Genomic DNA, 14,455 nt, shown 5'->3' with positions numbered 1-14,455 from the left:
GAGAAGTCGCTGATGGTTTCAAGGAAAATCTACCTATCATTTTTGATGAATATCTTCCTAAATGGAATTATAGAGCTATTCCTCAAAATAACTGAAATGCATAAGTTATTTATTTTTCATTCCTTAGTGTCATCCGTCTCTGGGAGCAGTCCACTGAGATCTTTCAGCAATATCAAGGACTCTTACCGCTAGCAGTTTTGACCAAAACGATCAATCCAGAAGCAACATTGCGAGACATTGCCAAACTCATTGACAAGATTGAGGATCAAAAAGTAAAAAGTGATGTCGCTGCGGCTACGTCAATTATTTCTGGGTTAGCATTAAACAAGGAAATCATTCAAAGAGTACTTAGGAGTGAAATCATGAAAGAATCTGTAATTTATCAGGAAATATTATTAGAGGGTTTAGCCGAAGGCAAAGCTCAAGGCAAAGCTCAGGGTTTAACTCAGGGTGAGGCTAAAGCAACTAATCGGATTGCTTTGAATATGCTGCGTTCCAATATTTCTATAGATATAATTTCCCAAGTCACGGGACTAACCCTAAAACAGATCGAAAAACTCCAAAAAACTGCTGCAAAGCGATCGCAATCAACAAAAGCTCCTCGTCGCAAGCGCACGTTAAAACCCTAATTGCTGATACTGTAAATCCGCCATGCCCTTAAAAGCGTCAGTTCAAGGCTTAGAAAAAATCCATGAGGCGAGACTTAGAAGGCGCTGGAAGCGACAGGATACGCGCTGGTGTCAGACTGCCATCGTCTCTGTTTCTGGACTCAAGCGCTTTCTGGCGGGTGAAGATATCGGTGATGACTCGTTTATCAGGATTTGCCAAGCTGTCGGGATTGAAAACTGGCGAGATATTGCAGAGAGTAGCGAAGTATCTAACCTGACTCAAAAGACTTCTCGGAAACGCGATCGCCTAAACACTTCAACTAAATCAAAAAACAAAATCGATCGCATAGATCGCACTGCCTTACTTTGTCTTTCAAAACAGCGATTACCTCCCCAAACCAATGAATTTCTAGGGCGCAAAAGTGACCTAGAAAAGTTGTTGCGTTTTATGTCCCTTGACTACCGATCGCCAATTATCACCATTAGTGGTATGGGCGGAGTTGGTAAAACTGCTCTTGTCTTGCAAGCCGCTTATCTATGTTTAGAATATCGGTATTTACGGGAAAATAGAGGTGATTTAAAGTTACTGAGTACCCCAGATTTAGAAGTTTTACCACCGCAATTTGAGGCGATTATTTTTGTCTCCGCAAAAGAGAGTAATCTATTGCCTACAGGAATTACAGCAAAGCTCAAACGTCAGGTTAGTTTACTCGATATCTTCCAAGCGATCGCCACGACTCTTGATGCTCCAGCAATTACCCAAGCAATTAATCCTGATGAACAATTTCAAAAAGTAAGAGAATCTCTGAATAATCAATCCACACTTTTAATCATTGATAATCTAGAGACTATCGAAGATAAAGACAAAATTATTAGCTTTCTCAATGATTTACCGAATACGACTAAAGCAATCATCACTAGTCGCGAACAGCAAGTTATTTATGCACCACTGCGTTTAGAAGCTTTATTGGAAACAGATAGCTTACAGTTAATTTCACAACAAGCCCATGAGAAAGGAGTCAATCTCAGTAACGAAGAAATATTCCAGCTATATCAACGTTTTGGTGGCGTTCCCGTAGCCCTAATTTATGCGATCGGGCAACTGGCTAATGGATTCCCTTTTGCTAGGCTAATTGATCCTTCTATCCAATTGTTTGCAGATATTGGGAGGTTCTGTTTTGAAACTTCAGTTCAATCGATTTCCCAAAGACCAGCCTATCAGTTGTTATTGGCGATCGCCCTATTTCACCAAAGCCCCAGACGTGAGGCTTTAATTGCTGTAGCAGGTTTAGATGCAAATGATGTAATTGCCAGTGAAAGTATAACCAAATTGCAGAGACTATCTTTGATTTTTCAAGAGGGAGAGCGCTATGGAATGTCATCCCTTACCCGTGAATATGCTTTACAAGAATTAGCAAAGCAAAGTGAAAGAGAATTAGAAATACGCGATCGCTGGATTAATTGGCATTTAGAATTCTCGAAAAAATATGGCGGCAAGGATTGGGGAGATTGGCACTCACACTATGACTATCTAGAAGCAGAATGGGAAAATCTTGCCTCTGTTCTTGATTGGTGCGCGATTCGCGATCGCTATGCTGATGGACGCGATATTGGTGTTAGTCTTGCTTATTACCTCTATTTGTATGGTCACTGGGATCGTGGCATGGCAATTTTAGGCTGGGTAGTCGAATCAGGAGAACGGCGCGAAGACTGGCTCACGGTTGTCCAGCTAAGGGCGATGAGTGGTTGGATTATGCTCATGATGGGGCAGCTTGACTATGCTGAACACCATTTGTCCTATGGATGGAAACTCAGTAATGACTATGGCACGATGTTTACTCGCTGTGAAATTGCCGATAATCTCGCAATTCTACATATTCGCAAAGGAGATTACACAACGGCTCGTCAATGGAGTGAAACTTGCGATCAACTCACATTAGAACTTGAAGACCCAGATCGTACACGCTTTCAGATTTATGGACTATGCACTAAAGCCGATATTTTCTATCAAGAGCAAAATCATGTTAAAGCAAAGGAACTCTATCAAGCTGCCCTAGATTTAGCCTTAGAAATCCAGTGGCAACGCTACACCAACTACACAAGAGGATGGCTCGCCGATATTGCGATCATCGAAGGCGATTTCACAAAAGCTGAAAAATTATTAATGACTGGATTTATTGCCGCTGAACGTAATCATGATCGTCAAAGAATTGCCTTTTTTGAGCGTTGCTATGCTCGACTCGAATTTGCGAAAGGAAATCTTGAGCGATCGCAGGAATGTGGTATGAAAGCAAAAGAAAGTTTCTATCGATTAGGAATGAAATTAGAAATGGCTCAAATGGAAGACTTTTTGATAAATCTGCCCTACCCAAATCCATAAGTATCTAAACCAAAATCTGTACCGCCCGCAAAGCGGGTGGTACAGATTTTGGTTTTATTTTTTGTGTGCAAAAACGCTATATTGATCATGTTTAACCATCTTCGTGCGCTAAGCTCATGTCAGAACCTATTTGGTCTTATGTCACCCCCGGTATACCTGACGAATTATTCGATCGCTTACCAGGAATACCGATGAGCAAATGCGAGACGAGGCTATTAATTATCGGTCAGTTGCGTCTCAAAGCAGCCTCGATACTTTGGGATATTGGAGCAGGTACTGGGACAATCCCCATTGAGACTGGGTTGCTCTGTCCTAAAGGGAAAATTGTCGCGATCGAACGCGATGAAGATGTGGCGGGATTGATTGCCAAAAATTGCCAAAAATTTGGCGTAAATAATGTTGAGATTAAAATTGGCAGTGCTCCAGAATGCCTTACAAGTCTGTCAACAGATCCTGATCGCATTTGCATTGAAGGTGGGAGATCGGTATCAGAAATTTTGGAATATTGTTGGGAGCGTTTGCAAATGGGAGGCAGGGCGATCGCAACTACAAATAGTCTGGAAGGTTTATATGCAATTTCTGAAAGCTTTGCCAAACTCCAATCGCGAAATGTGGAAGTTGTGCAATCATCAGTAAACCGTTTAGAGACTCGTGGCAACCGTCAAGTCTTCGCGGCAGTTAGCCCCATGTTCATTATTAGCGGCGAAAAACTGTAAACCCCTTTAATTCCCCCTTGCAAAGGGGGAAAACTAGAAATTTTGTTCCCTCCCCTTTGCAAGGGGAGGGTGAGGGAGGGGTTAAGAGATTTCGCGAATCTGGGGCTTTCCGTCTTTAAATTCACCAACTAAAATCAGATCGGTAACACCAACAAATAGACCATTCTCGACCACACCAGGAATATTATTCAAGGTTTTCTCAAGTTCGGCAGCATCAGCGATCGCATCAAATGTGACATCTAAAACCATGTTGCCTTGATCGGTAATCACGGGGCCATCTTTCTTCACACCCATCCGCAGGTCAGGTTTGCCACCTAGCTTTTCTACAGCTCTGGTTACAGGGGAAACTGCCATTGGCAATACTTCGATTGGCACGGCAAAGGTCGAGCCGAGCTTATCGACTAATTTCGACTCATCGACAACAACGATAAACAATGCTGCAAGTGAATCGACAACTTTCTCGCGGGTATGCGCTGCACCACCACCTTTAATCAAAGTTTTATTGGGGTCAACCTCATCAGCACCATCGATCGCTACATCAACGCGATCAACGTCATCAAGACTCCGAATCGGGATACCATATTTTTTACCCAAGACTGAAGCTTGGAAAGAAGTGGGGATGCCGACAATATCGGTTAGTTCACCTGCGGCAATACGTCGTCCTAGCTCCTCGATCGCAAAGGCAGTAGTTGAGCCAGTACCTAAGCCAACCACCATGCCCGACTTCACCCGTTGCGCCGCTGCAATGCCAACTTCTTGTTTTAACTTTTTAATATCTTCAGCAGAAATACTCATGGGAAATACTTATTTATAAACTTAAAAGTAGTAATTTTAATCCTATCGCAACCTGTGAGCAGCAACTGAGAATCCACTTAAACAAAATGTGCTGTATGATACATTTGTATAGCGTGATGATCCAAAAACTGTTACGCTGTATGGCTGATTACACTGCTGTCATTATTTAAGTTACAAGTAAAGTGGGCGGGCTTAAAGATTAACTTTTTATCTAATTTCACAGAGATTGAATTCTTTTGTTATTTAAAATATCGCAATTTTATGAAAAGGCTGACCTATATTAGTAAGTTCGCGCGATCGCTTACCAAAAAGGAAATTGATAGCATTGGAAATATTTCGCAAACCAACAACTCTAGAGAAGGTATTACAGGAGTTTTGCTTTGCTGTAATGGCATATTTTTTCAGATTTTAGAAGGGGAAGAAGATAGAATTGACAGCCTTTACAAAAGAATTTTAGAAGATGATCGTCACAATCAAATTTTGTGTCTAAAATCAGAGCTAAACGTTGCACAGCGAAGATTTCCAGATTGGTCAATGGAAGTAATCGTCCTTGATGAAAATAACGATATTTTGTTGCAGCCGATCAAGATTTTGTTGCAAACTTTAGCAGACTCACAAACTATCCTCGCAAGCTATACCCAGTCAGGAGTTCTACAGGCTATAGCGAACGGAATTAATCCACTGACGCTAGTTCCCCGCTATACGGAAAAGATAATTTTCTTTGCCGATATTATTAGTTTTACGAGCATCACCGAAAAACTAGAAGTAGCAGCGGTTGTTGATTTGCTCAATCAATTTTTTACAATTTGTACAAGAGCCATCGCATCTAGAGGTGGTGAAGTCACTAAATTTATTGGTGATTGTGTGATGGCATATTTTGACGGTGATCGAGCTGATGAATCGCTACAAGCGAGTTTAGACATTCTTGCAGAATTAGAAATTCTCCGCAATCAAGCTCCAACGAATAGTCCGCTACGGGTTCTCTATATTGGAATTGGGCTGTCAAAAGGAATAGTGTTAGAGGGGAATATCGGTTCTCAGACTAAAAAAGAATATACTGTCATCGGTGATGCGGTAAACGTTGCCTCAAGGATTGAAGCATTGACTAGACAGTTAAATCGATTTTTGGTATTTTCGGCAGCCGTAAGTCAAGGTTTAAGCGATCGCTGGCGACCTGTAAGACTAGGTGATTTTAAGGCAAAAGGAAAAGATGCGATCGTGGAAGTTTATTCGATTGATGATATTTTAACTTTCCAAAAGTCAGATTTTCAGAAGCTAAAGCTAGAAATTCAGCAACATCTTGAATTAATTAGCAGTCCAACACCAGAGTTGGTGTAGTAAAACCCAAAGCGACATAGCGCCTGCGTAGCAGGCGCTATGTCGCTTTGGGTTTTGGGTTGCATTAAAAAAATATTGGGGTTTACTGAAGTGCAAAGCGCTGGATGCTGTACGATCGCTATTAGCGATGAAGAATATAACTACATGATGTCAAACCTTTTAGATAACCGCTATCGCGTCACTAGCGTCTTAGGCAGTGGCGGCTTTGGGGAAACCTATTTGGCTGAAGACACTAAAATGCCTTCTAACCGTCGGTGCGTGATTAAGCAACTTAAACCTGTTGCTGATAATCCGCAGATGTATGAATTATTACAGCAAAGATTTCACCGTGAGGCAGCAGTCTTAGAAACGTTGGGCGAAGAAAGCCGCTACATTCCCAAACTCTATGCAAACTTCACGGAAAATGGATTATTCTATTTAGTCCAAGAATGGATTGATGGTTTAACACTTACTGAAACGATTGAACGTAACGGTAAATGGAATGAGGATGCTGTTCGACAATTGATGACTAGCATTCTCCAAACCCTTATCTATGTTCACGATCGCGGTATTATTCATCGTGATATTAAGCCTGATAATATTATCTTGCGTGCTGGAGAGCCAGTATTAATTGATTTTGGAGCTGTTAAAGAAACTCTCAATGTCAGCTCGATTCGTAGCTCGTCTCAACAGGCGCATTCGATTGTGATTGGTACACCAGGGTTTATGGCTTCAGAGCAGGCTGCTGGCAGACCATTTTTTGCAAGCGATCTTTACAGTCTTGCTCTGACCGCTATCTTTGCCCTTACTGGTAAGTATCCGCAGGAGCTAGGCACTGATCCGCAAACAGGAGAAGTACTCTGGCAGCCTCAAGTTACGGCAATTAGCGCGTATTTAAAAGCGGTATTTACTATAACTCTCCAATTTGATCCACGCGATCGCTATAGCTCTGCGAGAGAAATGCTCGAAGCATTGCAACCAAATCAAACTAATTCTGGTAAATTAGTTCCTATTCCGCCAGCCATGTCGAATATGCAGACGGTTGCAGTCACGCCTAGAGGCTATACACCGCCTACTATTCCTGATCAATCTGTTTATGTATATCAGCCTCAAAAAGATCCTAAAAAGAAGATCTTTGGTCAATTATTTGTAACAGTAATTGTCGGTGGAGCTGTTGGAGCTGCGATCGCGTTAGGTGTAGTCATCTCTCAAAATGGCGGCATCGTTGCATTCTGGAACAAGTTCTCCCCATTTAATAAAGCTGTCGCTAAAGTTCCATTTTATTTTCTGGCTGATTCTGCTTTTGAAGATATTGTAAAAGCAAATCTCAGAGTGGAAAAATTGAAATCTCTAGGATATAAAGAAGCAGGAGTGTTTTGGATACCTGACTATCCCAATTTAGGAAGCAATAAATTTCAACAGGTATATACCAGCCAATTCAAAGATATTGAAAGTTGTAAGTCTAAGCTAAAGGAGCATCTCAAATTTGTAGAAGATGCGTATTGCGCTCTGGCGAGTCCTAACGAAAAAGATCCAGTACAAAGAATTTCTGGGAGCGATATCCAACAACCTACAGCTTCACCTTCGCCTTTGCCTACAGCAACACCCTCAAAAACACCAACCGCAACTCCATCACCTGCAAGACCATCTCCAGAACAAGCAGTTCGAGACTATTACAGCCTCATCAACGATCGCCAATTTCAAAACGCATGGCAAAATCTCACACCCAAATTTCAACGCGATCGAGCTGGCGGATATAAAACTTTTACTGATTGGTGGCAAACTGTAAGTCAAGTCTCAATCAATGGGGCGCGTATTGTTGAATCTAAAGAGAATTCGGCAATCATCGATATTGACCTTACTTATCGCAAAGATAAAGCTATTTTTCCCGAAACTTTGCGGATGAGTCTAGTTTGGAATGAATCCTCCAAACAATGGCAAATCAATGAAACTCAAAGACAGTAATCTAAAATTTGCCAAACAGGCAAACATAGAGTTTAATTTATAGTAGATAGCTAAACCATTAGATCTATAAATGAAAATCTTTGTTTATCACACGCCTGAGTTAGTGCCTGCTGAAGGAAATCCAGATTGCGCGATCGCTGTTGATATTTTGCGAGCAACTACCACGATCGCCACAGCCCTAGCTGCGGGAGCAGAGGGAGTGCAAGTATTTTCCGATCTTGATGAGTTAATGCGCGTCAGCGAAGCACACCCACCAGAGTTACGGATTCGCGTTGGTGAGCGTGGGGGAAAGACTGTAGAAGGTTGTGATTTAGGAAATTCGCCCTTTGACTTTACTCCCGAAGTAGTGAAGGGCAAGCGAATTTTTATGAGTACTACTAATGGCACGCGATCGCTACAAAAAATCGCCAATGCTAAGAATGTTCTTGCTTGCGCGATGATTAATCTTGGCTCAGTATTGAGGTATCTCCGCGAAACTAAGCCTGAAACTGTGTGGATCGTTGGCTCTGGCTGGGAAGGTAGCTATTCGCTTGAAGATACAACCTGTGCGGGTGCGATCGCCTTCAATCTTGAAGATGAGGCTGATTTTGGTAATGATGAAGCAGTAGCCGCCGCAACCCTATACAAAGCGTGGAAAGGTGAGGTTGAAGACTTATTTTATCAAGCGAGTCACGGCAAACGCTTGCTCAACCTTAATGGCGCGGAAGATATAGCCTACTGTGCCAAGCTTGATGTTGTCGATGTGCTGCCAAAACAATCCAGTGCAGGCTTGCTAGTTGCCGCCTAGCTAGAATATTTAACTTACTCAGATGTTAATGGCTTAAATTTGTGTTATCTCTGAGTAAGTTCCATTATCCAATTTATCCAACCAAAAACAGTAGATAATCGCCGTTCAATAGTTGTTTTGTTAAGCCCAAGTTTTTCCTTTGCCATTATTTCACGAATTAGATGCCGATTTAGTTTTCCTCCTTCATTTAGATAAATTTCTAAAGTGTTATTAAAAATTTTTTTCTCGATAATGCATTTAGCTAAAGCTAGATTCCTATTCCTAGGAGTTTTTGCCATGATAACATGACCTTTTTCTGTCATCGAATAGAATACTCCTTGCTCTTTATCACGACTTTTCTTTAAAAGACCAAGGTATCTAGCTGCGTCAGCATAATATCCAGCTTGCCTGATATTAAAAGCGTAATTAATAGTTATCTCCTCTTTTGATATTGTAGGACTAACGCCATGGACTTGCATAAGTAGGTCTACAACTCTAGTAAAAACATTAGCTTGAGGGAATGGTATTCCAGTTGGGTCAGATGTGATTTTAATCTTTGCAAGTATATCGGTAATATCATCTAACTCAATATCATTTGAGCCTATTTGATACCTTTTTTGTTCTACTAATTCAATTGAATTATAGTTATTATCATTTTTGAATTTATATACATAAAAAGAAAATATGTCATTAGAATAGGAAAGAAAAATTGGAATAACTTTTTTTGTGGTTTTGCTACTCCAAAGTCTATATGGATAATAAAGCTGACGAATTAAAAAATCATCTACATCTTGAAGTTTTGCTTCGATAATTGCAAAAATATCACCTCCTTCAAAACCTGCGTCAATTTCACATTGCGAATTCTCTACGTTAATTTCAAAGTCAGTATTTTGTTGCGAGTTGTTTATAAAATAGCTGAACTTCCCTGTTGACATTCTTCCTAAAACAGTAAACGAAACTTCCTGTCCAAGAAGGTCACTTATAATTCCACTATTATAGGCACAGAGAATAGAAGCAGCTTCTGAATATATATTTGTTGGATTAAGAGTTTCAATATATTCAGGAAAAGCAAATTCTTGGATATTTATAGATGAGTTATTAGGAATCTTTTCATAGCTTTGAAACTGTCCAATAACATAAGTTCCTCGAGAATCAGGCTGAATGGTCAGATGATTTTGAGTGAAAATTTTTGGGAGCTGAATATGATGATCGAATTTCGTCATTAACCTCGCTTCACGCTCTGCATTTATCACTTGTGCGGAGATTTTATATACCCCATTTTTATTAATTTCATCTAGAATATGATGTGTTTTAAATAAAATTTCCCAAGCAATATCATTTTTTGATTTGTCTGAATTATTTGACATCATATTTACTAAAAATTAGTACTTCATTAATTTTCCCCCTTGATGTTCCTACAGCATTAATGCTTCGAGTTGCTGCAACTTCAATTATTGAATAATATTCTTCATTGCTATAAAGCTCCTTAATAAAATCTGTTGCAGAGTTACTAAGCAATACTTTACATCCACGCTTTACTAAGCTATCACATACATTCTGTAGACGGCGTTGTTCGTCCTTGCCAAATCCACTTAGATCGTAACCTGTAAAGGATGACGAATCAGAGATAGGATCATATGGTGGATCGAAATATATAAAATTACCTTTTTTAGCATTAGAAACTGATTCTTGAAAATCTTGGTTTGTAATTTGAATATTATTTTCATTCAAATATTTGCTTATAGCACCAATAACAACTTCATCAGCAACTATTGGGTTTTTATTATCTCCATAAGGCACATTAAATTGACCTTGACTGTTGACGCGAAATAAACCATTAAAACATGTTTTATTTAAATAAATAATCCTAGCCGCTCTTTGCACGTCAGAAAGCTCATTAAAGTCTGATTTTCGATCTAATTCGCGTAATTGGTAATAACGTTCTCTTGAGATATTTTTTTGATATTCCCTAGTTAACTCTAGAAGTTCATTGGGCTTGTCTTTGATTGTCTGATAACAGTTAATTAGCTCTTTGTTAGCATCATTAATAAATGCTTTTTTAGGTTGTAAGTCAAAAAGAAAAGCACCAGCTCCTACAAATGGTTCAAAGTAAGTAGTTGAACTAAAGTTTTTAGGAATATATTTTCTCAAAGTTGGGAGAAGCTGCCTCTTTCCACCCGCCCATTTTAGGAACGGACGCAAAATACGATTTTTGTCTCTATGCCGAGATGTTACTTTTTCAGGCTGATAAATTTCAGTCATCGCAGTTCTTGATGTACTCACAGAAATTCTCGCACAGGTTTAAAAGCAAAGGAGTATTATCTTACAACAAAACCAGCATTAACCTGTGAATATCGTACGTTATTCTTTTGATTGATTGTTGCTGTGCTATTAATCCTTTGGTGGCGAAGGTTGGACTCTTCGTGATTTCTACATCTCAGGTGATTTGTAGCAATATATTCCCTAAGGCGATCGCGTAGAGATTGTCACTCTTGAAAGATTTATTATGAAAGCAAATATGGCAAAGCTTTAAGGATATTTTTCTAGATCAAAAAAATCTGATCAGTTTTTTATGTCAAATAAAATTCTCACAATAAATCCACAAACTTGTCCACTGTCAAGCCTGAATCACGAATGATTGTTCTCAAAGTCCCTTTGGCTATAGTTTTATGATTGGGAACAGTTAACTGAGTTGATGGTTCTTGTCGAACTAATGTAATGTGGCTACCACGTTGACGATTGACAACAAAGCCAACTTTTTCTAATGCTTTTATGCACTCCGCACCCGAAATTACAGGGAGTTTACTCATATCAAAATAGCCTTTAACGTTATTATTCGCAAAATAAAGCAAACATGTTTTTTTGGCAATAAAGTTTACTTATAGCGAAATGACTTCGATATTGTCATTGGGAATAGGCTCACCCCGATCTTGTAAAACTTCGATATGCAAAGCGATCGCTTCTTGGATATTGGCTAGAGCTTCTTCTCTAGTTTCACCTTGACTGACACAACCAGCTAAACTGGGAACTTCCACAATAAAATAGCCATCTTCATCGCGATAGAGAAGAACAGTCCTTTTGAGCAAGTTTGGATATGTTGCGACGGTCATAATTAGTCTCCAAAATTTTCCAAAGAATCTTCAAGTAGATCAGCTATAAGTATATGTGATTATTTTTGATCAGCAAGAATTACTGCAATTTTATTAATCGCAATGCTATACCATTTTTGCATTCTGAGAAGTTCTCCATCAAGAGGTAATGTCGGTGGGAAATCGCAGATGTAATTTAATTCGCGCAAAGCCGAAACGATCGCACTCGGAGCAACCCACCATTGTTGGGCAAGATCTAAGAGATTAAGAATCTTGATATTCTCTAAATCAAGAGATTGAACTTGGGCAAGAAATTGATCAATAGAAGGGAGTGAAGGAATATGGGAACCGAGATAGATATAATCGGGTTTGGCGATCGCAATTAGCCATTGGAGATGCGTGAAAGATGGCGGCATAGACCAAAGCACGATCGCTTGATAATCTCGACCTCGTTGAGGGCGATCGCAATCGACATCACCTTGAAATTTATCAGCAGGGCGATTGCAGCCATATAACAATAATGGACGAGGCAAAGGTCTTGGCGCTTCACTCAGTTTCTGCCATTGAGGAAATTTCGTAATTATTGGAGCAGGGTTGTATTGCAACTGCAATTGCTTAGGCAAATTTTGAGAACTTTTCATCACTGTACCTGTTGCTTCGCGAATACCGACTACTTCTAATTCTACTGAAGTTGTATCTTGCCATTGATTAGCCCGTAACTTATAGGCAATATCCACATAATCTGGCACAGGACAATATTCTCCCCATCGCCATGCGATCGCCTTCAGCTTTTCGCTATTGCCCGTATCGAGTGTAAGTGAAAGATGTTTGACTTTATCTTTACCGCGAGTCTGTTGAGCAAGTACTCGCACATTTTCGCTATAAAAGACTGGATCGGGATTACCAAGACCACAAGGTTGCAGGCGATCGCATTCTTGCAGCAGAGTCATGGAAACATCGCTGAGGTCAATACGCACATCAATATTAATCAAAGGGCTGATGTGACTAGGAAGAATATTTTCGCGATCGGCAAATTCCCGCAGACCTTGCCGCAATTGTTCTAGATTTGCCGCAGGCAGGGTAAAACCACCCGCCGCCTTATGTCCACCACCTTTATTGCGAATACTTTTAATTGGTTCATATTCAAGGGAATGGAAAACATGAAATTCAGGAATCCCCCGTACCGAAAAGCGGACAGTGGCAGTTTGTTCCGCATCATGGGCATCTTCGTAACTACCAATAAATACAGGTGCACCATAACGTTCTACTAGCCGAGAGGCAACAATACCAATCACGCCATGATGCCATCCCTTTCTCTTACTCTTCTCTACTTTCTTTTGGGGAGAGATAGGGATATTTGGGGCAGCAATTGGTGGTAGCTCAGGGATATCCTCAGGTGTTTCGGGATTTACGATTGGTGGGTTTTCAGCGATTGTCTTTGCTGGTTTTCGTTTTGGTTTGATCACCCTCTTTTTTCGTTTCTTGCCTACTGCGGCGACGAGTGCTTGCAGCCTCTCGATTTCAGCTTTCATTACATCGATGACATCAATCTTGTCTACTTGTGTTTCATCAATGAGTGCTTGCAGTTCCGCGATTTTGGCTCTCAATTCGGCAGTGGCATCGATGGGCGCAACAGGCGGTACGAATGGCGATGGTCTAAAATTCCTGTCATTACCAAATTCGTGATGAAACCAGTTGCCTAACTCATGCGCATTTTTGAGGAGGGCGAGGGCTTCGCGTCTGTCATCTTTGACTGTATGAGCGGCATTGTTGCCTCCTTTACGAATGTTATGGAAAAGTTTAGCGACTTCACGAGAAATGACACCTTCTGCTTCAAGTCGTCTTAGCAAATCTATCTGCGCTTCATCTTCTGCTTGATAATGCTCTGTCTGGTCGGCGATATGCTGGGCAAGACGCTCGGCAAATTGTCGAAGTTTGATGATGCAGGTATTGCTGTCGCTATGGCAATACTGTTCAGCGCGGGCAGCAAGATTTACCAATAGTGGATCATGCTCGCGCAAAAAACTAAAATTCGCTGACTGTATTTCCATTTGCTTCTAACTTAAGTTGCATATTTCTAAACTGACAAACTTCTCAATCTATATCGCTTGTTATCTCTCGTTAGAATTGCTTCATTAGCCATGCGGTGACGGTTGATTGATTTTCTTGGCGACTGCGTTCGAGAACTTGTTCTAAGATTTCAAGTTTGAGTCCAGATAGCACTAAAGATTGACGAATATGATGGCTGCTGCCATCTGGGGCGATCGCAAAGGCGTAGATTTTCATAGTTTGAACATTGACAATCCAATATTCTTTGATGCCTAGTTCTTCGTATTGCAGGCGTTTTGTGCCGAGGTCATCGTTGAAGGTGGTGTCAGATATTTCGATGACGAGATCGGGTAAGGGATATTGATCGAGGTCAATGATGCGCGTTCCCCAAGCGATCGCATCGGCATTGTCACCAATGTAATAGGAGACATCGGGCTGGAATTCAGTTTTTCCGCTTTGACGATAGGAACAGCCATCTTTGGCAGTCATGGGAATTTGCTTTGTGGCGGCATAAAAGGAGAGGGCAAATAAAATTAATGCGTGATCGTTGGCATGATCGGAACCTGTGGACATATCCTCAAATCTCATCTGTTGTTTGTAATAGTAGCTTTTGCGTTTGTCGCTATCGGTTGCATCGGCGATCGCTACAAATTCTGACCAAGGTGCGCTAATCCATGTGTTTAGTTGGTTTGAGGCTGGTTTGAGTAATGTGTTCATAATGACTTTACCTAACTTAAACTTTATAATACCAATTCACAAAAGTGTGACTA

Annotated in this window: 13 protein-coding genes; 6 read left to right on the top strand and 7 right to left on the bottom strand. The window is 40.5% G+C overall.

The features are described from left to right. Positions 1–197 precede the first annotated feature (197 nt). From PseudUWO311_RS09670 to cbiT, 3 genes are all read left to right on the top strand, one after another. Positions 198–629 (top strand): hypothetical protein, encoded by a 432-nt coding sequence (locus PseudUWO311_RS09670; RefSeq protein WP_142655038.1) that lies wholly within the window; start codon positions 198–200, stop codon positions 627–629. Between the two features lie 22 nt (positions 630–651). Continuing rightward, a complete protein-coding gene (locus PseudUWO311_RS09665; RefSeq protein ID WP_142655037.1) occupies positions 652–2,988 on the top strand; it encodes an NB-ARC domain-containing protein in 2,337 nt (778 codons plus the stop codon). A gap of 116 nt (positions 2,989–3,104) precedes the next feature. Then, entirely contained in the window at positions 3,105–3,704 is a 600-nt protein-coding gene (gene cbiT, locus PseudUWO311_RS09660; RefSeq protein ID WP_142655036.1) for a precorrin-6Y C5,15-methyltransferase subunit CbiT, read from the top strand. A gap of 81 nt (positions 3,705–3,785) precedes the next feature. On the opposite strand, the gene rpiA is transcribed toward cbiT, so the two are convergent. After that, on the bottom strand, positions 3,786–4,499 hold the full coding sequence (gene rpiA / locus PseudUWO311_RS09655) for a ribose-5-phosphate isomerase RpiA (protein ID WP_181016272.1): 714 nt from the start codon (positions 4,497–4,499) through the stop codon (positions 3,786–3,788). A gap of 261 nt (positions 4,500–4,760) precedes the next feature. On the opposite strand from rpiA, the gene PseudUWO311_RS09650 reads away from it, so the two are divergent. The 3 genes from PseudUWO311_RS09650 to PseudUWO311_RS09640 all read left to right on the top strand — a co-directional run bounded on the left by PseudUWO311_RS09650 (position 4,761) and on the right by PseudUWO311_RS09640 (position 8,568). Then, positions 4,761–5,837, top strand: a complete 1,077-nt coding sequence (locus tag PseudUWO311_RS09650; protein WP_142655035.1) for a BLUF domain-containing protein — start codon at positions 4,761–4,763, stop codon at positions 5,835–5,837. A 39-nt stretch (positions 5,838–5,876) separates the two neighbouring features. Further along, positions 5,877–7,781 (top strand): serine/threonine protein kinase, encoded by a 1,905-nt coding sequence (locus tag PseudUWO311_RS09645; protein ID WP_223807519.1) that lies wholly within the window; start codon positions 5,877–5,879, stop codon positions 7,779–7,781. 70 nt (positions 7,782–7,851) lie between these two features. Next, complete coding sequence (locus PseudUWO311_RS09640) at positions 7,852–8,568, top strand: 2-phosphosulfolactate phosphatase family protein (RefSeq protein WP_142655034.1); 717 nt, start codon at positions 7,852–7,854, stop codon at positions 8,566–8,568. Positions 8,569–8,612: 44 nt separating this feature from the next. Here the strand turns inward: PseudUWO311_RS09640 and PseudUWO311_RS09635 are convergent, their stop codons facing one another. The 6 genes from PseudUWO311_RS09635 to PseudUWO311_RS09610 form a co-directional block, all read right to left on the bottom strand. Continuing rightward, entirely contained in the window at positions 8,613–9,917 is a 1,305-nt protein-coding gene (locus PseudUWO311_RS09635) for a type II restriction enzyme (RefSeq protein ID WP_223807518.1), read from the bottom strand. Then, on the bottom strand, positions 9,904–10,809 hold the full coding sequence (locus tag PseudUWO311_RS09630; protein WP_142655033.1) for a DNA adenine methylase: 906 nt from the start codon (positions 10,807–10,809) through the stop codon (positions 9,904–9,906). Before PseudUWO311_RS09630 ends, PseudUWO311_RS09635 begins: the two co-directional genes overlap by 14 nt. Positions 10,810–11,135: 326 nt before the next feature. After that, positions 11,136–11,357 carry a type II toxin-antitoxin system HicA family toxin gene (locus PseudUWO311_RS09625; RefSeq protein ID WP_142655032.1) on the bottom strand — a complete coding sequence of 74 codons (222 nt, stop codon included), beginning with the start codon at positions 11,355–11,357 and terminating at the stop codon, positions 11,136–11,138. 69 nt (positions 11,358–11,426) lie between these two features. Further along, complete coding sequence (locus PseudUWO311_RS09620) at positions 11,427–11,657, bottom strand: type II toxin-antitoxin system HicB family antitoxin (protein WP_142655031.1); 231 nt, start codon at positions 11,655–11,657, stop codon at positions 11,427–11,429. Positions 11,658–11,716: 59 nt separating this feature from the next. Then, positions 11,717–13,687, bottom strand: a complete 1,971-nt coding sequence (locus tag PseudUWO311_RS09615) for a DHHA1 domain-containing protein (protein ID WP_142655030.1) — start codon at positions 13,685–13,687, stop codon at positions 11,717–11,719. Between the two features lie 70 nt (positions 13,688–13,757). Then, positions 13,758–14,402 carry a Uma2 family endonuclease gene (locus tag PseudUWO311_RS09610; RefSeq protein WP_142655029.1) on the bottom strand — a complete coding sequence of 215 codons (645 nt, stop codon included), beginning with the start codon at positions 14,400–14,402 and terminating at the stop codon, positions 13,758–13,760. Positions 14,403–14,455 lie beyond the last annotated feature (53 nt).

Origin of the sequence: Pseudanabaena sp. UWO311 (assembly GCF_006937785.1) — a bacterium.
Lineage (GTDB): Bacteria > Cyanobacteriota > Cyanobacteriia > Pseudanabaenales > Pseudanabaenaceae > Pseudanabaena.
This window is presented reverse-complemented; position numbering and strand designations above follow the sequence as displayed.